This window comes from Streptomyces sp. NPDC028907 (assembly GCF_055564995.1).
Genome location: NZ_JBVHVE010000001.1, coordinates 917931 through 939662, shown reverse-complemented (window position 1 = coordinate 939662; position 21732 = coordinate 917931). Strand labels below are relative to the sequence as shown.

Annotated in this window: 16 protein-coding genes; 11 read left to right on the top strand and 5 right to left on the bottom strand. The window is 69.0% G+C overall.

Features of this window, described 5'->3' with window-relative positions; translation table 11 throughout:
- Window positions 1-204 precede the first annotated feature (204 nt).
- Genes ACZ4UU_RS04155 through ACZ4UU_RS04145 form a run of 3 tightly spaced genes read left to right on the top strand, consistent with a single transcriptional unit; the run spans window position 205 to window position 3460 of the window.
- A complete protein-coding gene (locus tag ACZ4UU_RS04155; RefSeq protein ID WP_468036340.1) occupies window positions 205-846 on the top strand; it encodes a toxin-antitoxin system, toxin component family protein in 642 nt (213 codons plus the stop codon).
- The gene (locus ACZ4UU_RS04150) at window positions 843-2057 is read left to right on the top strand and encodes an MAB_1171c family putative transporter (RefSeq protein ID WP_468036339.1); all 1215 of its coding nucleotides are present in this window, start codon (window positions 843-845) and stop codon (window positions 2055-2057) included. Before ACZ4UU_RS04155 ends, ACZ4UU_RS04150 begins: the two co-directional genes overlap by 4 nt.
- Window positions 2054-3460: a pyridine nucleotide-disulfide oxidoreductase gene (locus tag ACZ4UU_RS04145; RefSeq protein WP_468036338.1), complete on the top strand. Its 1407-nt coding sequence runs from the start codon at window positions 2054-2056 to the stop codon at window positions 3458-3460. Before ACZ4UU_RS04150 ends, ACZ4UU_RS04145 begins: the two co-directional genes overlap by 4 nt.
- A 174-nt stretch (window positions 3461-3634) precedes the next feature.
- Here the strand turns inward: ACZ4UU_RS04145 and ACZ4UU_RS04140 are convergent, their stop codons facing one another.
- Window positions 3635-4489 carry an SMP-30/gluconolactonase/LRE family protein gene (locus ACZ4UU_RS04140; RefSeq protein ID WP_468036337.1) on the bottom strand — a complete coding sequence of 285 codons (855 nt, stop codon included), beginning with the start codon at window positions 4487-4489 and terminating at the stop codon, window positions 3635-3637.
- Window positions 4486-5259 (bottom strand): IclR family transcriptional regulator, encoded by a 774-nt coding sequence (locus ACZ4UU_RS04135; RefSeq protein ID WP_468036336.1) that lies wholly within the window; start codon window positions 5257-5259, stop codon window positions 4486-4488. Before ACZ4UU_RS04135 ends, ACZ4UU_RS04140 begins: the two co-directional genes overlap by 4 nt.
- 221 nt (window positions 5260-5480) lie before the next feature.
- Here ACZ4UU_RS04135 and ACZ4UU_RS04130 point away from each other — a divergent pair, with 221 nt between their 5' ends.
- The 8 genes from ACZ4UU_RS04130 (at window position 5481) to ACZ4UU_RS04095 (ending at window position 15306) form a co-directional block, all read left to right on the top strand.
- Complete coding sequence (locus tag ACZ4UU_RS04130; RefSeq protein ID WP_468036335.1) at window positions 5481-7445, top strand: zinc ribbon domain-containing protein; 1965 nt, start codon at window positions 5481-5483, stop codon at window positions 7443-7445.
- 227 nt (window positions 7446-7672) lie between these two features.
- On the top strand, window positions 7673-9022 hold the full coding sequence (locus tag ACZ4UU_RS04125; RefSeq protein WP_468036334.1) for an extracellular solute-binding protein: 1350 nt from the start codon (window positions 7673-7675) through the stop codon (window positions 9020-9022).
- Window positions 9023-9036: 14 nt separating this feature from the next.
- Window positions 9037-9975: a carbohydrate ABC transporter permease gene (locus tag ACZ4UU_RS04120; protein ID WP_468036422.1), complete on the top strand. Its 939-nt coding sequence runs from the start codon at window positions 9037-9039 to the stop codon at window positions 9973-9975.
- On the top strand, window positions 9972-10832 hold the full coding sequence (locus tag ACZ4UU_RS04115; RefSeq protein WP_468036333.1) for a carbohydrate ABC transporter permease: 861 nt from the start codon (window positions 9972-9974) through the stop codon (window positions 10830-10832). Before ACZ4UU_RS04120 ends, ACZ4UU_RS04115 begins: the two co-directional genes overlap by 4 nt.
- Window positions 10829-11800 carry an arabinan endo-1,5-alpha-L-arabinosidase gene (locus ACZ4UU_RS04110; protein WP_468036332.1) on the top strand — a complete coding sequence of 324 codons (972 nt, stop codon included), beginning with the start codon at window positions 10829-10831 and terminating at the stop codon, window positions 11798-11800. Before ACZ4UU_RS04115 ends, ACZ4UU_RS04110 begins: the two co-directional genes overlap by 4 nt.
- Window positions 11801-11881: 81 nt before the next feature.
- Entirely contained in the window at window positions 11882-13393 is a 1512-nt protein-coding gene (arfA, locus tag ACZ4UU_RS04105; protein ID WP_468036331.1) for an arabinosylfuranosidase ArfA, read from the top strand.
- A 141-nt stretch (window positions 13394-13534) separates the two neighbouring features.
- Window positions 13535-14449: a sulfite exporter TauE/SafE family protein gene (locus ACZ4UU_RS04100; protein WP_468036330.1), complete on the top strand. Its 915-nt coding sequence runs from the start codon at window positions 13535-13537 to the stop codon at window positions 14447-14449.
- 197 nt (window positions 14450-14646) lie between these two features.
- A complete protein-coding gene (locus ACZ4UU_RS04095; protein ID WP_468036329.1) occupies window positions 14647-15306 on the top strand; it encodes a DUF4360 domain-containing protein in 660 nt (219 codons plus the stop codon).
- A gap of 94 nt (window positions 15307-15400) precedes the next feature.
- Here ACZ4UU_RS04095 and ACZ4UU_RS04090 read toward each other — a convergent pair whose 3' ends face one another.
- The 3 genes from ACZ4UU_RS04090 to ACZ4UU_RS04080 all read right to left on the bottom strand — a co-directional run bounded on the left by ACZ4UU_RS04090 (window position 15401) and on the right by ACZ4UU_RS04080 (window position 21259).
- Window positions 15401-16177 carry an intradiol ring-cleavage dioxygenase gene (locus ACZ4UU_RS04090; protein WP_468036328.1) on the bottom strand — a complete coding sequence of 259 codons (777 nt, stop codon included), beginning with the start codon at window positions 16175-16177 and terminating at the stop codon, window positions 15401-15403.
- A 270-nt stretch (window positions 16178-16447) separates the two neighbouring features.
- Window positions 16448-19534, bottom strand: a complete 3087-nt coding sequence (locus ACZ4UU_RS04085) for an FG-GAP-like repeat-containing protein (protein ID WP_468036327.1) — start codon at window positions 19532-19534, stop codon at window positions 16448-16450.
- Window positions 19535-19540: 6 nt separating this feature from the next.
- Entirely contained in the window at window positions 19541-21259 is a 1719-nt protein-coding gene (locus tag ACZ4UU_RS04080) for a DNRLRE domain-containing protein (RefSeq protein WP_468036326.1), read from the bottom strand.
- Between the last annotated feature and the right edge of the window lie 473 nt (window positions 21260-21732).

The window sequence follows — 21732 nt, the reverse complement described above, 5'->3', positions numbered from 1 at the left end:
GGCACGGGCGGCGAGCACGTCTGACAGGGGGAGTAAGCCGGAGTACTGGCGTCGGCGTATGCGGCGGCACCGGGACTGCTTCGGCGATGAACCGCATGGCCCGGTCGTTCCCGCTTGAACTACGGCGCCGGATCGCATGACGCGGACACGCGGGTCCGCGTAGGCTCGAACGGCCCGCCGAGCGGCGGGGGAACAGGGGGTGCGATGGACATCGCGGGCGCGCGCGAGAGGGCGGCCCGGGTCGCTTCGGGGCTAAGACACCCCCTGGGGCTGCGGCGCTCACGCTCCGCTTCCGCGATGCGCGACCTGGCCTCCGATCTGAGCGCAGCGCTGCGTACCAGAGCCCACCCCCCGGCCGACGTCCGCGAGCTGTGCCACGCGCTGTGCGCGGAGATGAGCGCGCGGCGCGGCGGTCGGCCCGTCGAGCTGCGGTTCGAGCGGTTTCCCGACGAGATCGAAGTGACCGGGCTGTGGGTGGAGTTCCAGGACTTCGACCTGGTCATCGTCGAGGAGCGGGCCGAGGCGATGCAGCAACTGGTCATCCTCGGCCATGAGTTGTGGCATCTGCACGCCGGTCACGGCCACCATCACACGGACGGTACGGCCGCCGCCCGTGCCCTGGCCGGCACGCCCGGCTGGAAGGACGTCGCCCTCACGGTGGCCGCCCGCAACGGTTCCCGGGAGCGGGACGAGTCCGAGGCCGACGACTTCGGGCACCGGTTGGCGGCCGCGTTCCGGCCGCTGCTGTCGGGGCGGGGGGCGGAGCCACCGCTCGGGCCGGTGCAGCGGTCCATGGGGTATCGCGGGAGCGGGGCCGGGGGCAGGAACCGGAGGGTGGAGCGGTGACGTGGGCGAAGCTCTTCGGTGACGTGCAGATCTCCTTCTGGATCCCGACCGTCGCCCTCACCGCCGCCCTGGCGATCAAGCTGCCCAGCATCGTCAGGATGTGGCGGGACCCGCTGCTGCGTGCGGTCGGCGGCCTGCTGCTGTTCGCCTGCTCCGTGTTCGTCTTCGCCGCCCCGGGCACCATCGCCTGGACCAACCGCGTCACCGGCGTGCCGAACATCTCGGCGCCCTGGGTGTACTCGCTCATCACCGCGCTGTGCGCGTCCTGGCTGCTGCTGATCATCGCCTGGCGCAACGGCCTGGCCAACCGCTCGGCCGCGACGCGCCGCGCGACACGCTGGGTCGTCTCCGTCTACGCGGGTGTGGTCGTCGCCCTCTGGGTGCTCTTCGCCCTCGCCGACGCCCCCGTGGAACGGCTGCGGGACCTGGACACCTACTACGCCACGACGCCGTTCATGCGCGAGCAGATCCTGCTCTACCTGCTCGCGCACACCGTGGCCTGCACGATCACCGCCCGGCTGATCTGGAACTGGATCCGCACCGACGGCCTGGACGGCTGGCTGCGCTGGGGCCTCAGGTTCCTGGGCGTCGGCTATGCGACGAACCTGCTCTTCGACGCGTCCAAGCTCACCGCCGTCACCGCCCGCTGGACGGGCCACGACCTGGACTGGCTGAGCACCGACCTGGCGCCGGCGGCGGCCTGTGTCTCCGCGTCCCTGGTCGCCGTGGGCTTCATCCTCCCGCACACGGGCCAGTACCTGCACGAGCACTGGCGGATCCGGCTGCGCCACCGGCACCTGCGCACCCTCTCCGTGCTGATGCGGTCGGTCAGCGCCGCCCGCGAGCCGTTCACCCTGCGCGGCACGGCGGAACTGCGGCTGATCCGCCGGGAGACGTTCATCCGCGACGCGCTGCTCCAGGTGTCCCGGCACCTCGACGAGAACCTGCGCGGACGGTCGTACGACGCGGCCCTCGGCCTCGGCTTCGGGCCCGCGCAGGCGGAGGCCCTGGCCGCGGCCGTGATGCTCCTGGACGCCGTCGACACCCGGCGGCGCTCCCCGGAGGCCGACGCCGGCGCCTCCCCCTCCGGCCCCGACACCGCGTATCTGCTGCGGGAGATCCAGGCCGTGTCCCGAGCCCTCCGTCACCCCGACGACATCGAGGCGGTACGCGCCCGCGCGACCGCCCCGGCAGAGAGTGCCCCCGCATGAACGAACGCCCCGCCCCAGACGTCAGAACCGCCGTCGTCCTGGGGGGATCCCACACCGGCATGCTCGCGGCCCGCGCGCTCGCCGGTTTCGCCGACCGTGTGGTCGTCGTCGACCGGGACGCCCTGCCCGAGGGCCCCGAGCCCCGCAAGGGGCTGCCGCAGGCGCGCCACGCGCACATGCTGTGGTCGGGCGGGGTGCGGGCCATGGAGGAACTTCTCCCGGGCATCACCGAGGTGCTGCGGGCCGCCGGAGCGCAGCGGCTGCCCGTCACCACGGACGTGGTCGCCATGTCGGCACGGGGCTGGTTCCGCCGCTGGCCCGAGTCGCACCATGTGATCCTGGCCGGCCGGGACCTGCTGGACGCGACGATCCGGGCGCAGGTCCTCGCCGACGAGCGGATCGACCTGGTCGACCGGGCGGAGGCCGTCGGGCTGACCGGCACGGCCGCCGCCGTCACGGGCGTTCGGATCCGGACCCACGACGGGGCCGAGCGGGCCCTCCCCGCCTGCCTGGTCGTCGACGCCACCGGCCGCGGCTCCGGGACACCCAAATGGCTCGCGGCACTCGGCCTTCCCGCACCCGAGCACCGCGAGGTCGACTCCGGCCTGGTGTACGCCAGTCGCCTCTACCTCGCCCCCGAGCACGCCCGGGACGGCTTCCCGGTCGTCAACGTGCAGCCCGACCCGCGCGACGGCGGACCGGGCCGGGCGGGCTTCCTGCTGCCGATCGAGGACGGCCGGTGGATCGTCACCCTCTCCGGCACCCGCGGCGGCGAACCCCCCGCCACCGCCGAGGACTTCGCCGACTTCGCCCGCGAGAAGCTGCGCCACCCGCTGATCGGCGACCTCATCGAGAACGCCGAGCCGCTGTCCCCCGTCTCCTGCACCCGCACCACCGTCAACCGCCGCTACTTCTACGAGCGGATGCCGGCCTGGCCGGAGAACCTCGTCGTCCTCGGCGACGCCCTCGCCGCCTTCAACCCGGTCTACGGCCACGGCCTGGCGGTCGCCGCCCAGAGCGCCCTGATCCTGCGCGACATGACGCGCCGTCACTGCCCGTCGGCACCGGGACTGGCACGTCGCGTCCAGCGGTCGGTGGCCCGCCCGGTCGCCGCCGCCTGGGACATGGCCATCGGCCAGGACGTCTTCTATCCCGGCGCGACCGAGAACGGCCCCACGCTCAGGGAACGCCTCGTGGCCGCCTACGTGGCCCGCCTCATGCACACCGCCACCGGCAACGGCCGCATCGCCCGCCGGGTGACGGACGTGACGTCACTGGAACGCGGCGCCGAAGTCCTCCTGACCCCGTCCGTCCTGCTGGCCGCCGCGATCGGCCCACTCAAGCCGGCGCTGAGCGGGCCGCCGCTGACCGCGGAGGAGCGGAAGGCGGGCGGTTTGGTCTGAGGAGGATCAGCCGTCCGGCTGCGGCAGCCCGGGACCGGCTGTCCCACCCCGACCGGGCTGCGACGGCGCCAGATCGGCGCGCGACAGGGAGAGCCGGGGTGTGACGCGGCCGTCAGGGGCCGGGGCCCGGGGGCGTTGGAGTGTCTGGCGTGCGCCCCCGGGCGTCGGGCGGGGTCAGCCCTCGAAGGCCGGTTGCGGCAGGCCCTTGCCGGCGCCCGGGATCACGAAGACCGACCCGGCCAGGGCGGGCGGCGACGTGAGGCCCACGCGGGCCGTCGTGATGTACAGGTCGGTCAGGTCGGGCCCGGCGAAGGCGCACGCCGTGACCCTGGGCACCGGAAGCGGGACGACTCGGTCCAGTTCGCCGGTCGGCGTGTAGCGGCGTACGGACGCGCCCTCCCACAGGGCCACCCAGACGCAGCCCTCGGCGTCGACGGTGAGGCCGTCGGGGAACCCGGCGCCGTCCTCGATCTCGACGAGCGGGCGCCGGTTCACGGCGCGGCCGTCGTCCGTGAAGTCGAAGACGTCGAGGCGGCGGGTGGGCGAGTCGATGTAGTACATCAGCCGCCCGTCCGGGCTCCAGCCCGTGCCGTTGCTCACCGCAACGTCGTCGAGGATCACCTCGACCGTGCCGTCGCCGGTGACCCGGGACAGCGTGCCGCCGCCCGGGGCCTCGTCGTAACGCATGGTTCCGGCCCACAGGGAGCCGTCCGGGGCGACCGCGGCGTCGTTGGCGCGGCGGCCGGGGACGGGCTCGTGGTGCAGCCAGCGGAAGGTGTCGTCCGGGTCGAGCAGTCCGACGCCGTCCCGCAGGTTCAGCACCAGGCCGCCGCCGGCGCGCGGCTTGACGGCGCCGACGTGCTGCGGGGTCGTACGGACCGAGCGACGGCCCGAGACGGGGTCGTACGTGTGGATCCGGGACCCCAGGATGTCGATCCAGATCAGCCGGCCGCTCGCCGGGTCCCAGGTCGGGCCCTCACCGAGCTCTGCCTCCGCCCGTACCGCCACCTCGTACGCGGTCGTCGTCATGCCACGCTCCGGTGTCCGAGCCGCTCCGACAGTTCGGCGGCCCCCTTGGCGGCGAGCTGCTCCAGCTCGGCGCGCCGGTCCTCGCTCCAGCGGATCATCGGGACGGAGATGGAGAGCGCGGCGACGACCTGCCCGGTGCGGTCCCGCACGGGCGCGGCGACGCACGACACGTCCGGGTTGGACTCCTGGCGTTCGACGGCGATACCCCGCTGCCGGATCCCGGCGAGGGCCTCGCGCAGGGCGGCCGGGTCGGTGATGCTGTTGGGTGTCATGGCGACGAGCTCGGCGTCGTCCGCGATCCGGGAGGAGAGCTCCGGCTCGGGAAGGGAGGCCAGCAGCATCTTGCCGACGGACGTGCAGTGGGCGGGCAGCCGCCGCCCGGCGGCGGACACCATGCGCACCGCGTGCGTCGAGTCCACCTTGGCGATGTAGATGACGTCGGTGCCCTCGAGGATGGCCACGTGCACCGTCTCGTCACACGTCTCCGCGACGGACCGGGCGACCTGCTGCCCCTCGGCCGCGAGGTCGAGCTGCTCGGCGTATCGGCTGCCGAGCTGGTAAGGCCGTACGCCCAGGCGGTACCGTCCCGGCTGACCGGGGACCTGGACGATGTACGACCGGGCTGCGAGCGTGGTGACCAGCTCGTGCACGGTGGTGCGCGGCAGCTGCAGCTTGCGCACGATGTCGGGGGCGGACAGCGTGCCGTCCCCGTCGAGGAAGAGCTCGAGAATGTCGAGAGCCCGGGTCACGGCTGGTACGAGGCGTCCCACGTCCGGCACCCTCCCTTGGATGTCAGGCTGCGTTCGAAATTTCAACAGCCGATCGGAATAACGAACACAGGCTAACGCTTTTCCTGTGGGATCTGTAGTGATGTGCAGACTGTCAAATCCGCACGAGAGTGCGTGGATCGAATGCGTGACCTTTACGCGGATGTGTCGTTGATCGGGTGACAGCACCACGGCCGGAAGGGGGCGGGCTGGTGAGCCGAAAGTTGTCGCTCGGTGAGGGCGAAGCGGCCAGGACGGCTGGTGCCCGGGCTCTGCTGCGTACTGGCGTTGTGGAGAAGACGGGCGAGGTGCTGTCCGCCTCCGTACTGGCGGACCGGGTCGCCTGGGCTGCGGATTTGGTGTCCGACATGACCGCTGCCCTGCTGGCCGCGCACTGGAACGCCAGCGATGTGGACCTGTTGGCCTCGGGGGTGGACGCCACGGGTCGCGGCCTGCCGTCGAAGGCCTGGATGGCGCTGCGTCGCCTGGGCTGGAGTGCCGCACCGCCTGAGGGCGTCCGCGTCAATGACCGGATCGTGCGCATGGCCCAGGAGCAGGCCGGGCGCCAGCTGCGGTCGGCGAAGTGGCGAGCCGACCTGATCGCCGGCATCATCACGGCGTGGCCCACCGACCCGGGCAGGCGTACCCCAGCCGAGTGGGATGCCGTCCGTGAGGTCGTCCCCGACGGCGCACATCTGCCGTCTTGTGTGATCAGGGCTCGGACTCAGCAGGTCGCCGCTTTCCGGCGTCGGCACGGTCGTCTGCCGACCGAGGTCTTCGAGATGGAGACCGCACCCCAGGTGGCGCGGATACTGCCGTTGTCGACGTGCGACAGGCAGCAGGCCACCCTCACTCGCGCCGACGATCCGGGCCGGGCGCTACTGCGGCTGCAGTTGCCCGTCCGCCCGGACCCACGTTCGTATGCGGACTGGGCATGGGTGGCGTGCCCCATCGCGCTGCCGCCGACCATCCCGCTCAGTTCGGTGCTACACCTGCCCACCCTACGAATCCACCGAGGCCAGGTGCGGGCCGACCTCGCCTACACGCACGCGGTGCCGAAAGCCCGGCGTAGCGGCCACACCGTGGCATTGGGCGTGGACTGGGGTCTGAACACGCTGCTCAGCGTGGGCGCCGTCCGGCTCCACGACCACGACAAGATCATCGCGTTGGGTTCCGGTGCCCAGTTCCGCGCGGCCGGCGTGTTGGCCAAGCAGCACCGGTTGCGCCGTGCATCCGAGTTGCTGCACGTCAAGGCTGACCGCTACCACCGGCTCGTCAACGGCACCGACGGCCATCGCCTGACCGGGAAACATGCGGCCCTGACTGAGGAGATCCGGCACATCTCCGACCGGCGCTCGAACCTCAACGACGCACTCGGCTGGTCCGCCGCACGGTGGACAGTCGACCAAGCCATCGCCGCCGGCGCGAGCGTGATTTACGTCGAGGACCTCCGCTCGTTGGAGGCGCGCGGCATGGGCCGCACCCTCAACGTCCGCCTGTCCCAGCAGATCCGTGGGCAGATCGTGGACCGCATACGGCATCTGGCTGCCGAAGCAGGCATCTCCGTCGTCGCAGTCCCTGCCCGGGGAACCTCCCGGAACTGTCCCCGCTGTCTGGCCTCTCTACGCCACTGCAAGGCCCCAGACCGGCCGACCGTACCCGGATGGAAGTGGGCCCTCTGCCCCAATCCCGAGTGCGGCTGGCAGGGCGACCGTGACATGGGCGCGTGGCAGCGCATTGCCGCACGGGGGCTGGTCCACCAATCCATGACCGTGGTGGACCGCGCCAGTGGCATCATGATCATCCGAGGCCTGGTCGACATACTCGAAGCCCGAGCGATCGTCGAACCGGCCACCGCCTCAATTCGCCGGAACGACCGGTCCAAGACCGGCCCCACCCGACACAGAACTACCCGCCCCGCGCCCAGGCGACGCGGGGCACCCTCCCCCACCGGTCTCTCAAGTCCGGCGGGCAAGCGTCCGGAGGGGCACGTACCAACGGGCCGGAAAAGGTTGCCACGCGCAGCCCACCGGCACCAGGTCGTGACGACGATCAGTACCCCCACCACTGGCCAACACCGGCCACGAGGGGCAGCGTTGGGCGCGGGATTCCACCGCCACGTTCATGCTGCTCCACCACGGTGGGAAACGGTCCCGCGACCCCAGTCCGACTCGGGATCCTCCACCTGATCAGAGACGCTACTCAAATTGTGTCCAGCCGAGAACATTCACGCCCGGCCGGGATTGGCGGCAGCTTTGCACACGACGCCCCGCCCGCATGACGGCCTCGCTGCACCCCCACTCCATCGCCCCCGGCGTGATCCGTGCGCGACCCATTGACTAGAAAGCGCTTGCCGCCTACGGTCCCGTTCGAAGTTACGTGCAAAATTCGATATCTCGAACAGTTAGGGCAGGGAATGGGACGACCTGGCCTGAATCGCAGGCAACTTCTGGCCACGGCCGGAGGACTCGCGGTGGCCGGCAGCTTCGGCTTCGCGGCACTGGGGACCGGCGCCGACGCGCTCGCCTCCGACGCGCGTACACGAGTGCGGTACTGGAACCTCTTCAGCGGCGGCGACGGCGCCAACATGATCACGATGCTGGACGCCTTCCGGCAGGCCGACCCGGACATCGACGTGAAGGACTCCACCCTCCAGTGGGGCAACCCCTTCTACACCAAGCTCGCCATGGCCGCGGCCGGCAACCGCGCACCCGACCTCGGCGTGATGCACATGGGCCGGGTCACCGGCTTCTCGCCCGGCCGCCTCCTGGACCCCTGGGACGTCGACCTGCTCGCCAAGTACGGCGTACGCGAGCAGGACTACAACCCCGCCCTGTGGCAGCGCGGCATCATCGACGGCAAGCTCTACGCCCTCCCGCTCGACATCCACGTCCAGCTCTGCTTCTACCGCAAGGACGTGCTGAGGAAGGCGGACCTGCTCGGCGACGACGGCCGGATGATCCCGGTCAGCTCCACGGACGAGTGGTTCGACGTCCTGAAGAAGGCCAAGGCGGTCCAGAAGAAGGGCCTCCAGACGATCGGTCTGTGGACCAACGACCAGAACTTCCAATGGTGGTTCTTCGTCGCCTTCTACACCCAGCTCGGCGGCCGGTGGTTCAACGACGACAACACCGAGGTCCTCTTCGACACCGACAAGGCCACCCAGGTCCTGGAGTTCCTCCGCAGGCACGTCACCGACGGCTACGTCATCCCCGGCGCCCCCACCGGCGAACAGTTCGTCAACGGCGCCCCCTTCACCTGGGAGGGCAACTGGTCCGTGCCGGTCTTCTCCGGCGCGAAGCTGGACTACGGCGCGACCCCGCTGCCGCCCGTCTTCGGCGAGCAGGCCACCCACGCCGAGTCGCACGCCTTCGTCCTGCCGCACCAGTCGGACCGCGGCGGCGCCACCAACGAGGGCGCCCACGAACTCGCCGCCTACGTCGTCAAGCACGCTCTCCAGTGGGCGGCCGGCGGCCACATCCCCGCGTACACGCCGACGCTCTCCACGGACGCTTACCGGAAACTCACCCCGCAGAACGAGTACGTCAGCGCCATGGACCACCAGGCCACCGAGCCGAAGGTGTGGTTCGCGGGCTCGACGGGCGTCCTCGCCCAGGACCTCGGCCCGGTCGTCGTCTCCTCGACGATGGGCTCGGCCAAGCCCGGCAAGGTCGCGGGGACGATGAAGAGCCGCCTCACCAAGCTCCTCGCCTCGAAGAACCCGATGGACGGCAGAACCGCCGCGCAGGGAGGTGCGGTCGCATGACGACCAGCGCGCACATGACGACCGGAGCACAGACCGCCGTCGCACCGGCACGCGCCAGGACCGCGACCGCCACCGCGACGGTCCGCCGAAGGCAGGGCTTCCAGCACGGAGGCTGGTTCGTCGCGCCGTTCCTGGCGCTGTTCGCGCTGTTCGTGATCTGGCCGCTGCTGCGCGGCGTCTACCTCAGCTTCACCGACGCCAACATCTCCGGCGACGGCGCGAGCTTCGTCGGCCTCGACAACTACCGCGAGGCCCTGAACGACTCGGCGATGTGGGACGCGCTCGGCCACAGCGCCTACTTCACGCTGCTGGTCGTCCCCTGCATCACGGTCCTCGCCTTCCTCCTCGCGATGCTCGCCCACAACATCGAACGCGGCAAATGGCTGTGGCGGCTGTGCTTCTTCGTGCCGTTCCTGCTGCCCTCGACGGTCGCCGCCAACATGTTCCAGTGGCTGTTCACCCAGGGCATCGGCCTGATCAACGAGACCTTCGGGCTCACCACACCCTGGCTGACCGACAAGTCGTACGCCATGCTCGCCATCGTCATCGAGACCCTGTGGTGGACGGTCGGCTTCAGCTTCCTGCTCTACCTCGCCGCCCTCCAGGGCATCCCCGACCACCTCTACGAGGCCGCGAAACTGGACGGCGCGAACGCCTGGCACCGCGTCATCCACATCACACTGCCGATGCTGCGCAACATCACCGGCCTGGTGATCGCCCTGCAGATCCTCGCCTCGCTCCAGCTGTTCGACCAGGCGGTGGTGATGATGGACTTCTCGCCGGGACCGGAGCTGAGCACCCGCTCCTTCGTCCAGTACACCCTCGAACAGGGCTTCACCAGCTACCGCGTGGGCTACGCCTCCGCGATGTCCATCATCTTCTTCGTGATCATCGCAGTCGTCGCCCTGGCCCGGATGTGGCTGCTGCGCAACCGTGAGGAGGGCGGCCGATGACCACCGCCGTACAGCTCCGCAAGAGCCCCCGCAGGCCCTGGACGCCCAGCCAGATCGTCCTCACGATCCTCGGCGTCGCCGTCTCCGCCGTCTTCGTGGCACCGATCGCCGCGGCCCTGCTCACCTCGTTCAAGTCCGAGGCGGAGGCCGCCGCGATCCCGCCGCACTGGCTGCCGGACGACTGGACGGCCCAGGCGTGGAAGGGGCTGTGGGAGACCGGCAACATCACCAACTGGTTCGTCAACTCCCTGGTGGTGTCGGTCTGCGTCACCTCCGTGGTGCTGGCGGTCAGCGCCCTCGCCGGATACGGCTTCGCCCGCACCGAGTTCCGCGGCAAGACCGTCCTCATGGGCATCGTCATGGGAGGCCTGATGATCTCCCCGGCGGTCCTCGGCGTCCCGCTGTTCACCACGGTCCAGCAGATGGGGATGGTCGACACCTACTGGGGCATGATCCTGCCCCAGTGCGCGCCCGCCGCGATGGTCTACATCCTCTACAAGTTCTTCCAGGGCATCCCACGCGAACTGGAGGAGGCGGCCTTCATCGACGGCGCCGGCCGCTGGCGGGTCTTCTTCACGATCGTCGTCCCGCTCGCGAGGCCGTCGTTGGCGGCGGTCGGCATCTTCACCTTCATCGCCTCCTGGAACAACTTCCTCTGGCCCTACATGGTGACCAACAACCCCGACCTGATGACCATGCCGAACGGCATCGCGACCGTCATGAACTCCTACGGCATCCAGTGGGCCCAGCTCATGGCCGGCGGCCTCATGGCGGGCCTGCCCCTGATCGTCGTCTTCGTCTTCTTCCAGCGACAGATCGTGGCGGGCGTCGCCCACACGGGATTGGCGGGACAGTGAGGGTGCGCAGAGCGGTGACGGCCGTGGCGGCGGCGCTCGTCCTGGCCTTCCTCCCCAACGTCGCCCAGGCGGCGCAGGGTTACCCCGATCCACTCCCGGTCGTCGGCCAGCAGATCATCCACGACCCGACCGTCCTGAGGCTGAAGTCCGGCCAGTACGTGGCGTACTCCACCGGCGGCGTCATCGGCGCCCGCCTCTCGAAGGACCGAGTGCACTGGACCGACGAGGGCAACGCCTTCGCCGAGCCGCCGAGTTGGTGGTACGAGTACAACGACACGGGTGACCCGTGGGCGCCGGACATCTCGTACCGCGCGGGCAGGTACTGGCTGTACTACGCGGTGTCCAGCTGGGGCACCAACCACTCGGCGATCGGCGTCGCGACGTCGCGCTCGGGCATGCCCGGCACCTGGACCGACCACGGCAAGGTGTTCACCTCCGAGACCACCGACCCCTGGAACGCCATCGACCCGGCGATCATCCAGACCGACGGCCGCCTCTGGATGTCCTTCGGCTCGTACTGGACGGGTATCCGCATGGTGGAGCTGAACCCGAGGACGGGCAAGGCGGTCCCGGGAACGACGGTCCACCACCTGGCGACCCGCCCGGACGCCCCGTACGCGGTCGAGGGCCCGTACATCGTGAAGCACGGCCGCTTCTACTACCTCTTCGCGTCGTACGACGCCTGTTGTGCGGGAGTGAACTCCACGTACAAGATCAGAGTCGGCAGGGCAACGACGATCACGGGCCCTTACGTCGACAGCACCGGCAAACCGTTGCTGGAAGGCGGCGGCGATCTGCTGCTGGCAGGGCATGGACGTTTCGTCGGCACGGGAGGCGAGTCGGTGTTCCGGGCCAAGGGCCACGATTGGCTGGCCTACCACTACTACGACGCCGAGGACGAAGGCACCCCCAAGCTGGGCCTGAACCGACTGCACTGGAAAACCAACGGCTGGCCGATCGTCCTCTAGGGGCGCGGGGAACTGCGCGACCAGCCCCCACAAACCAGCAGCCGCCACCCAAACAGAGACCACCCACCCCGAAAGGCGCCCATGAGCACCGCCCGCGTCACCCTCGACCCCGCCTTCACCATCGGCGAGGTCAACCCCCGCCTGTTCGGCAGCTTCGTCGAACACCTCGGCCGCTGCGTCTACACCGGCATCTTCGAACCCGGCCACCCCACCGCGGACGCGGACGGCATCCGCCAGGACGTCCTGGACCTCGTCCGCGAACTCGGCGTCACCGCCATCCGCTACCCCGGCGGCAACTTCGTATCGGGCTACAAGTGGGAGGACAGCGTCGGCCCCGCAGCGGAGCGCCCCCGCCGCCTCGACCTCGCCTGGCGCTCCACCGAGACCAACCGCTTCGGCCTCTCCGAGTACATCGCCTTCCTGAAGAAGGTCGGCCCCCAGGCCGAGCCCATGATGGCCCTCAACCTCGGCACCCGGGGCGTCGCCGAGGCCCTCGAACTCCAGGAGTACGCCAACCACCCCGCCGGCACGGCCCTGTCCGACCTCCGTGCCGCGCACGGCGACAAGGACCCCTTCGGCATCAAGCTGTGGTGCCTCGGCAACGAGATGGACGGCCCCTGGCAGACCGGCCACAAGACCGCCCAGGAGTACGGCCGCGTCGCCGCCGAGACCGCCCGAGCGATGCGCCAGATCGACCCGAACGTCGAACTCGTCGCCTGCGGCTCCTCCAGCCAGGCCATGCCGACCTTCGCCGCCTGGGAGGCGACGGTCCTGGAGGAGACGTACGACCTCGTCGACCACATCTCCCTGCACGCCTACTACCAGCCCGAGGACGGTGACCTCGACTCCTTCCTGGCCTCCGCCGTCGACATGGAGTCCTTCATCGAGAACGTGGTCGCCACCGCCGACCACATCGGCGCGAAGCTGAAGTCGAAGAAGAAGATCAACCTCTCCTTCGACGAGTGGAACGTCTGGTACATCTCGGAGTGGCACGAGATCGAGAACTCCGGCGCGCGGGACTGGGCGGAGGCCCCGCGCCTCCTGGAGGACAACTACAGCGTCCTGGACGCGGTCGTCTTCGGCTCCCTCCTCATCGCTCTCCTGCGCCACGCCGACCGCGTCACCGTCGCCTGCCTCGCCCAGCTCGTCAACGTGATCGCGCCGATCATGACCGAGCCGGGTGGCCCGGCGTGGCGGCAGACGACGTTCTTCCCGTTCGCGCAGGCCTCGCGGTACGGCCGCGGCCAGGTCCTGGACGTCCGGGTGGACTCGCCGACGTACGAGACGAAGAAGTACGGCGAGGCCGACCTGCTGCACGCGACCGCCGTACGCGCCGAGGACGGCTCGGTCACCGTGTTCGCGGTCAACCGCAGCCGCACCGAGGGGCTGCCCCTGGAGGTCGCCCTGAACGGCCTCGACCTGACGCGGGTCGTCGAGCACAGCGCCCTCGCGGACGCCGACCCGGACGCCCGCAACACCCTCGACGACCCCGAGCGGGTCGCCCCGCACCCGGTCGAGGGCACGGTGTTGAAGGACGGCCGCCTCACCGCCGTACTGGAACCGCTGTCCTGGAACGTGATCCGGCTGAGCTGAGATCGACGGACGTCCACGCCTTGGACCTCCGTCCCACACCTCGGACACTCACAGCTCGCCCCCAGCCTGATGCCCTAAGGTCCGGTCCCGTCCATCCCTACCAACCCGGTAGGAAAACCTCGGAAAGACGGGACCGGCCGCATGCGCACGCTGATACTGCTCGCCCTCGCGGGCCTGGGGGCCCAACTCGTGGACGGCAGCCTCGGTATGGCCTACGGGGTGACCTCGACCACCCTGCTGCTGGCCCTGGGCACCAATCCGGCCGCGGCCTCCGCCACCGTCCACCTCGCCGAGATCGGTACGACGCTGATGTCGGGCGCCGCGCACTGGCGCTTCGGGAACGTCGACTGGAAGGTCGTCGGGAGGATCGGCGTGCCCGGCGCGGTCGGTGCCTTCCTCGGCGCGACCGTCCTGTCGAAGCTGTCCACCGACGTGGCCGCCCCGCTGATGTCCCTGATCCTGCTCGGCCTCGGCGTGTACGTCATGTCCCGCTTCACCTTCCGCGGCCTGCCCAAGGACCGCGTGGGCCTGCCCCTGCGCCGCCGCTTCCTCACCCCGCTCGGCCTGGTCGCCGGCTTCCTGGACGCGACGGGCGGCGGGGGCTGGGGGCCGGTCGGGACGCCCGCGCTGCTGGCCTCCGGCCGGATGGAACCGCGCAAGGTCATCGGCTCGATCGACACCAGTGAGTTCCTGGTCGCGGTCGCCGCGAGCCTCGGCTTCCTGTTCTCGCTGGGCTCGCAGGGCATCGATTTCGTCTGGGTCGCCGCCTTCCTCGCCGGCGGCCTGGTCGCCGCGCCGATCGCCGCCTGGCTGGTGCGCGTCCTGCCGCCCCGCGTCCTGGGTTCCGCGGTGGGCGGCGTCATCCTCGTCACCAACGTCCGCACCCTGCTGAACAGCGACTGGCTCGCGGTTTCCGGGGCTACGGCCGTGGCGGTGTACGTCGCCCTGTACGGCCTGTGGGCCGCCGCCCTGACGTACTCGATCCGCGCCCATCTGAAGGAGTCGCGGACGGCCGGGGTCGAGCCCGTGGCGGAGCGCCAGTCCGTCGGCGTCTGACCGACCGGAATCGGCCACCTGGGGGCGCGGCGCTCAACCGCGTTGTGAATGGCTGGAGTTGGCCCTGTCGGCGGCTCGCGCAACTCCTACGATGCGTACGCCTCCGGACTTCACAGAAAACCCACTGATTCTTCAAAGATTCAACAGGTGGGCGCGGGCCGGGGGTACAGCCACCCCCCATCCCCAAGGAGCGCTCCATGGCACGTGGACTCCTGCGATTCCTGCTGAGCGGCGGCGCACTCGCCGCTCTGCTCACCGCGGCACTGCCCGCGCAGGCGACCCCGGCGTTCGAAGACCCGCCGCCGGACAAGATCGTCATCAAGGTCGCCACGGTGAACGGCTCCGGCTGCCCCCAGGGCACCACCGCCGTCGCCGTCTCCGAGGACAACACCGCCTTCACCGTGACGTACAGCGACTACCTCGCCCAGGTCGGCGGCAACTCCGACCCCACGGCGTTCCGTAAGAACTGCCAGCTCAGCCTGGTCGTGCACGTCCCCGGTGGCTTCACCTACGCCATCGCAAGCGCCGACTACCGCGGCTTCGCCGCCCTCCAGTCCGGCGCGAGTGCCATGCAGAGAGCCTCGTACTACTTCCAGGGCTCACCGAACACACAGTTCCGCAGCCACCCCTTCAGCGGCCCGCTCAACGACAACTGGCAGGCCACCGACGAGACCGACTGGGCCCAACTGGTCTGGGCGCCCTGCGGAGTGCAGCGCAACTTCAACATCAACACCGAGCTGAGAGTGAACCTCGGCTCGTCCTCGGCGAGCAAGGTCAGCTTCATGACCATGGACTCGACGGACGGCGACATCAGCACGGTGTACCACCTGGCATGGAAGCAGTGCCCGGAGAAGTGACCGAGTAGCCCCGCGGCCCCCCGCGGACACGTCAGGCCGTGCCCGGCGCCTGAGAGGCCGGGCACGGCCTGACGCCTGTCCCGTCGGGGTCGGGTCAGCTCTCCACTCCCAGGGTGAGCGCCCCCGCGTAGCCGGCCGAGGGGCCGCTGCCCAGGGCGGTCAGGGTGAGCAGCCCCGACGCCGCGCCTCCGTCGTCGTAGATGCCGTCCTGGGCGAGGGTGGTGCGCGGGACGGTGTTGGCGGCGTAGGTCGCGAGCGCGGCGACTCTCGTGGTGATCGTCTCGTCGAAGAAGAGCTGGCCGGTGTGGAGTTCCTGACCGCCGGTGAAGGAGCCGGCGCCGGTGAGCGTGACGTCGGTGTGCACCTTGACGTGGATGTGGACGCACCGGCCGCGGTACCAGCCGGGGTACACCGTCGTGATGCGCGCGACGCCGTCCGGGCCGGTGAGCACGCCGCCGCGCAGGAACGTGCCGTTGTCGGGCTCGTCGTGGCCGTTGTTGCCGACGAAGCCCGAGTACTCGCCGAGGGCGTCGCAGTGCCAGATCTCCACGAGGGCGCTGTTCAGCGGCGCGCAGGTGTCGTCGTCGACGACGGTGAGGGTGAGCTCCAGCGGGATGCCGGTCTTGTCCTCGCTGATGTCGGCGCGGACGAACTGTCCGTCGAGGTAGTAGGGGCCTTCGGTCATCTCCTTGGTGAGGGCGCAGACGGCCGCGGCGGCGACGGGGGCCGTGTCGGCCGCCCCGGCTGTGGGGGCTTCGGGTGCGGCGGCGGTGACGGCCAGGGAGGCGGCCGCGGCGCCGGTGGCGATCAGTACGGTGCGGCGGCCGAGGGGGGTGGGGGTTGCCTTCGGGGTGCCTGAAGTGTCCGTCATGAGCACGGCACCGTAGGAGGGCAGTCTGTTGATGGGCTGTCAGTTGGGCAAAGTGAGCATTCGTCAAGTTTCTTGCAGGCCATGTCGGTTAGGGGGTGACGGGGATGTGTGGGCGGGGTCTGGAGCGGGCGCCGGCGTGCCATGCGGATCTCGGGCTTCAGGTGTCGTGCGAGTGGAGACGATACGCATCGTCTTGCATGGTGAGGGGATGGCAGAGCCGCCGAGCAACTCATGCTGCTCGGCGGCTCTGGGGTCTGGTGTTGTTAGTGGTTACCAGGTGCCGGGGTCGGCATACCAGGATCCGCGCGGTCCTGGGAAGGTTCCGTCCGGCTGGCTGAGCAGGGTGTAAGCGCGACTGGCGCCGATCGCGTAGTTGTACATGGTGGCGATGTCTGCGCGGCCGTCGTTGTTGGTGTCGCCGGATACGGCGGCGCCTGTGCTGCTGGAGTGCCAGTTTCCGGTGCCGGACTTCCAGCTGGCGGCGGGAGCGCCGAATCCTCCGTTGGTGTTGGCGGTGAAGGTGTGGGCGCCGGTGACGCCGTCGCCGTAGTCGTAGATGAAGGCGGCGTCGTGGCGGCCGTCACCGTTGTAGTCACCAGTGGTGAATTTGATGTCGGCCTGGTTCCAGATGCCGGCAGCAGCCGTCCAGGATTTGACGGGAGTGGTGAAGCCTCCGTCGGCTGTGGCCGGGAGGGTGAACAGTGCTGCCTCTCCGTTGCCGTAGCCGTAGTAGGCGATGATGTCGTCCCGGCCGTCGCCGTTGGCGTCGCCTGCGGAGTAGGTGACGCTGGAGGAGTACCAGTTGCCGCTGCCGGATTTCCAGCTGGCTGTGGGGGCGTTGAAGGTGCCGTCGGTCTTCGCGAGCAGTGTGTGGGTGCCGGTGACGCCGTCGCCGTAGTCGTAGACGACTGCGAGATCGGAGCGTTGGTCGCCGTTGAAGTCGCCGGCGACGAGCTTGGTGCGGTCCCAGTCCCAGTCTGCAGGCAGTGCAGCGCCTTTGACCCAGTGCCTGAAGGTGCCGTCGCCCTCGCTGACGAAGGTCAAGGCGGCGACGGTTCCGTCGGAGTATCCGTAGAGTGCGGCGACGTCGTCGCGGCCGTCGCCGTTGAAGTCGCCTGCGGTGTAACGGGCTTGCTCGTAGTAGAAGTTGCCCTTGCCGCTGACCCAGGCTTGCTTGGGGGGAGCGAAGTGGCCCTGCTCGTCGGCGGTGAGGGTGTGCAGCGAGGCGGTGCCTTCTGCGTAGTTGTAGACCGTGATCAGGTCGGAGCGTTGGTCACCGTCGACGTCGCCCATCAGGTCGGTGCGCAGGTGTGCCGTGCGGTCCTCGGGTTTGTGCTCGAGGGTTGTGCGGCTGTACCGATTCCAGCGGATGTAGCCGTTCTCGAAAGTGGTGCTGACGCCGCCGGTCACCTCTTCCTCGTATGAGCGGGGAAGGCCGAGCCATCCGTCGGTCCCCTTCAGGGCGAGCCATTTGGTGCGGATGGCGTTGGTCACGGGCCAGGCGCCGGTGGCACTGCTCCAGTAGATGGATCCGGTGTCGACCGCGTCGTCGCGCTGGCGGAAGTGCTGGTAGCGGCCGGAACGTGTGGAGAGGATCAGTTCGTCGGTGGTCGGGTAGCCGAGGGCCACTGTGGCGCCCATCTCGCGGTAGCGGGCATAGATGCCGCCCTGTATCGAGTGCGCCCCGAACTCGGAGACCCAGTAGATGGCTCCGGCACGTCCGCCCTTGCTGAACGTCGCGAAGAATCCGGTCCCGTCGCTGGTGCGTCGCTCGTCGCTGGTGGGGTAGCCGAGGATTCCGCCTTCGCGGGCCATGGCTGTCCATTTGGCCCAGATGGCACCGCGTACGGCCCAGGCTCCGGTGTTCGGGCTCCAGTAGATGGAGCGGTTGATGCTGGTGGACCCGTCGGACTTGAAATGGGCGTATCGGCCGACTTTATCCGGAGCGGTGACGGTGTCGGTGCTGGGGTAGCCGAAGGAGGACGGGCCGCCCAGAGCCTTGTACTTGGCCAGCACGGGGCCGCACAGCTGGTGTGTGGCAGTGGAGGCGGCTGTGGCGGGGAAGGATTCGCACACCGCCCAGGGGGTGCCGCTCATGACCAGGTCGCGTGGGGTTGTGAAGGCGCTGCCGCTGGTGAGGGCTTGGCCGGGGAATTCGATGACCTTGCCTTCTCCGTCGCGTGCCCAGAGGTCGGCGTATCCGTTGTTCTCGAAGTCTCCGTTGGTGGACAGGTGCGGGTATCGGGTGCCGGTGAAGCCGCTGCCGATGGCGTTCTGGCGCACGGTGGGATCGCCGTAGACGGCGAGATCGGCCACGGTGAGGGAGTCGGTGTCGCTCGTCACGCGGCTGGTGTACTGGTGGATGCTTCCACTCTGGGTGTCGCGAGCCCACAGTTCGGGGAGTTTGTCTCCGTTGAGGTCTCCCGGTGCCAGGAGTGTCATGTTCTGCCAGTCGGCGTTGCCGAGGAGAATGGCCCCGAAGCTGACCTCGTCCAGGTAGGGACTCCCCTGTGAGCCGAGGTACAACCACAGTTGGCCTTGCGCCTTGACGAGCAGGTCGGGGGCGTCAGCGTCGCTGATCTCGCCGTCGCCGTTGTCGTCGTTGAGGCTGCCGATGGACAGGACTTGGTCGGCGTTGTGCCAGTGGTTCTCACTGTCCTCCAGAACCGTGAGTTCGAAGCGTCCGCTGCCGTCACGGGCGAGTTCTCCGTTGCCGCTGTTGGCGTAGACCCATAGTTCTTTGCGGTTGGGGTCTTCGGCCCCGTCCTGGAGGGCGATGAGATCTTCGTAGTAGTCCTCGTTCCAACTGCCGCGGTGGGCGAAGGACATGCCGGCGAAGGAAGATGGTGCTGCGTCGCGACTGACGCCGAATTTGCCGTTGCCCAGGCCGGGGTGCAGTCGCAGCGCGCCGGAGCCCGGGTCTACCGACCACAAGTCGACGTTGTGGTCCCCGTTCAGGTCGCCGGGTCTGTCGCGCGTGGCGGACCGGGTCGGGATGAAGAGGTGGCTGCGCACGTCGGAGCGGTTTCCGGCGGCGTCGAGGCTGCGGACGTACAGATACTGCGGTCCTGCGGCGACGGGCGTGTACTTGACTGCCGGGGAGGGCCCGCCGGGGGTGACCGCGTCGACGTAGCGCTCGGTGGTGTCGTCTTCCGTCCACCAGGCGTAGCGCGTGACGTCCTTGATGCTGTTGGCGGTGAAGACGAAGGTGCCCTCGGTCCGCGCTGGGGCTCCGTCGGTGTCCGCGGGGAACTGCTGGGAGGTGACTCCGGGCAGGTTGGAGGGGCGGTCTTTGTCGATGCTGAACTTGCAGCGGCCGGCCCAGGGGCTGTTGGCGCGTCCGTCGCTGGCCCTCACGTCCCACTAGTACGTGCCGGTGGCGAGCGTTTTGGTGTCGATGCGCAGGGAGGCGTTCGTGTTGCGTGCCGCGGTGCGCTTGTTGCGGATGACGTCCTCGTCGGCGTTGAGGGGAGCGTAGAGGAACTCGGCGGTGAGCGTGGTGTCGTCAGCGTCCTTCACACGTGCGCGCAGGGTGATGTAGTCGGTCAGGCCGATGGTGCCGCCGGCGCATGGGACGGAGGGGTTGATGGAGCGTTCGGTGGGCTTGGCGGGAGCAGTGTTGTAGTAGGTGGAAATGCGGGCCGTGTTGGGGTCGAAGAGCCGCCACGAGGTGTCGATGGTGGTGTTCTTCGACGTCAGGACGAACGCCCAGTTGGCCCATTTGCCGCGGGCGGCTGAGCTGACCGCCGAAGTGACGTCGAATTCGACGAGTCCGGCGCTGTCAGCGGGGCAGTTGCGGCCGCCGAATGATTCTCCGGAGGAGTCGACGACGCCTCCCCAGGTGGGCTGGTTGTTCCAGGTGATGTTCGTGGGAAGGGTTTTGCCGATACTGCGTATCTGCAGTTGTCCGGACTTGCAGGACCAGGAGCCGGCGTGGGTCTGTTTGATGCGCAGGGTGGACTCGAGTATCTGCTTGCCGGCCAGATTGCCCGTTCCGATGCGGAAGTAGGTGTTGGCTCGGACGGTGCCACCGTTTTCGTTGTCGTTGGCGTAGCCGACACGGGCGCTTTTGGAGAGAGTTCCGCCGTTGTAGTAGACGGTGCTGGCGGTACTGGGCCAGGCGGTGTGCTTGTACGCCACTGACCAGGCGTTCTTCCAGGCGGGCTTGGCCCACGTGGGGTCGATGACCACGGGGAAGACGGTGTCGGGTGCTGTGAGGAGTTGTTGGTCGGGGGTGAGCGTGAGGGTGGTGTCATCCAGCGCGACCTTCAGGTCGCCCTGTCGTGAGCCTTCTGGGGATCCTTCGGCGGGGTCGCGTGGTGTGTCGGGTTCCTCGGCGGTGGTGGCTTGAGTCTTTGCTTTCGTGTCGATCTGAGGTGTGGCGCCTGCCGAGTCCCACATGCGGGGTGTCGGGGTGGCGAAGACGGTCTGTCCTGCGGCGTCGACGGCGCGTACCTCGCCGTTTGGTGATGCCTGGAGATCGAGTCCATTGGTGTCGATTCCGAAGGTGATGGTCTCGAGGTCGGGGTTCTGGGCTGCTTGGGCGGATTTGACGATCAGGGAGTGGGAGAACGAGGAACTGCCGGTGGTGACCTTGAGGTCGACTCCGGGGAACACCTCGGGGTAGGTCGCCGTGTTGTTGTCCAGTGTCGGCTTCGGCAGGGTGTTGGGCCAGGTCAGGGTGATGTGTCTGCCGGAGCTGCCGAGCGTTGCCAGCTCCTTGTCCCCTCCGTTGGACAAGGAGAGGTCGAGACCCACGGCTTTCGGTTCGACGCGGTTGTTCTCCACCGCAAGTGTGGTGTCGATCTGCACCAGGGAGCCGTTGCGCCATGTGCGGACGGGTACGAGTGCTTGGTCGACACGGAGTGTTCCGTCGGGGTTCACGTAGAGCTCTTCGGTCTCGGTGCGCCCCGACGGTATTTCTACAGGTTTACCTGTTTCTTTGGCTTCGGCTTTCCCTCGGCCTATCTCTTTCTGCTGCTGTTCGTTTGCCGTGAGCGTGGACTGGGTGGTGTCGGACTCATCTGCTGATGCACTTCTGGTTGTCGCAGGAAGTGCGAGGGTGGCTGCCGCGAGGGCCATGAGGGTAACCGCGGATGTTGCTTTCCTGCGTGTCCCCCCGGAGCCGGGAGCGGCCCTTTTCGTGTATGTCAAGGAAATCTCTTCTCGTTTCTCCGTCGCCGTCTTCGTATGGCTCGACGGCCCCCCAATGTCTCGCTCCGTTCCCTGCCGACGTGGCTGGCTGGTGCCGTTGCGAGGCCTGTGTGCACAGCTTTCTAGCAGCCTGCGAGCGTCCGTGGCGATCCTGCCCCGACTGACACAGCAACGCACCTTGTGGCAGGTATTGACGCTCTTCAGCCGTGTCTGCGGGGCAATGCGGTAGCTATTTCCGGCCGCACGTGAAGACCTGGTTAAAATCCGCCCTTTCGCTTGTGATCACCCAGTGATAGCTTCCGGGGCAACTTGTGACCATCCAGGGGGCTGGGTTGAAGTCGTTCGGCATGCGTGCGGGGGATGGGGAACGCCGGACGCGAAAGCGCAGACGCGCTCGGTTC

What these genes read in the sequence shown, in the direction of transcription:
- ACZ4UU_RS04100 (WP_468036330.1), top strand. Translation starts at nt 13,535, where the DNA reads ATGCGCACGCTGATACTGCTCGCCCTCGCGGGCCTGGGGGCCCAACTC.
- arfA (WP_468036331.1), top strand. Translation starts at nt 11,882, where the DNA reads ATGAGCACCGCCCGCGTCACCCTCGACCCCGCCTTCACCATCGGCGAG.
- ACZ4UU_RS04095 (WP_468036329.1), top strand. Translation starts at nt 14,647, where the DNA reads ATGGCACGTGGACTCCTGCGATTCCTGCTGAGCGGCGGCGCACTCGCC.
- ACZ4UU_RS04145 (WP_468036338.1), top strand. Translation starts at nt 2,054, where the DNA reads ATGAACGAACGCCCCGCCCCAGACGTCAGAACCGCCGTCGTCCTGGGG.
- ACZ4UU_RS04140 (WP_468036337.1), bottom strand. Translation starts at nt 4,489, where the DNA reads ATGACGACGACCGCGTACGAGGTGGCGGTACGGGCGGAGGCAGAGCTC.
- ACZ4UU_RS04120 (WP_468036422.1), top strand. Translation starts at nt 9,037, where the DNA reads ATGACGACCGGAGCACAGACCGCCGTCGCACCGGCACGCGCCAGGACC.
- ACZ4UU_RS04125 (WP_468036334.1), top strand. Translation starts at nt 7,673, where the DNA reads ATGGGACGACCTGGCCTGAATCGCAGGCAACTTCTGGCCACGGCCGGA.
- ACZ4UU_RS04155 (WP_468036340.1), top strand. Translation starts at nt 205, where the DNA reads ATGGACATCGCGGGCGCGCGCGAGAGGGCGGCCCGGGTCGCTTCGGGG.
- ACZ4UU_RS04115 (WP_468036333.1), top strand. Translation starts at nt 9,972, where the DNA reads ATGACCACCGCCGTACAGCTCCGCAAGAGCCCCCGCAGGCCCTGGACG.
- ACZ4UU_RS04080 (WP_468036326.1), bottom strand. Translation starts at nt 21,259, where the DNA reads ATGGCCCTCGCGGCAGCCACCCTCGCACTTCCTGCGACAACCAGAAGT.
- ACZ4UU_RS04090 (WP_468036328.1), bottom strand. Translation starts at nt 16,177, where the DNA reads ATGACGGACACTTCAGGCACCCCGAAGGCAACCCCCACCCCCCTCGGC.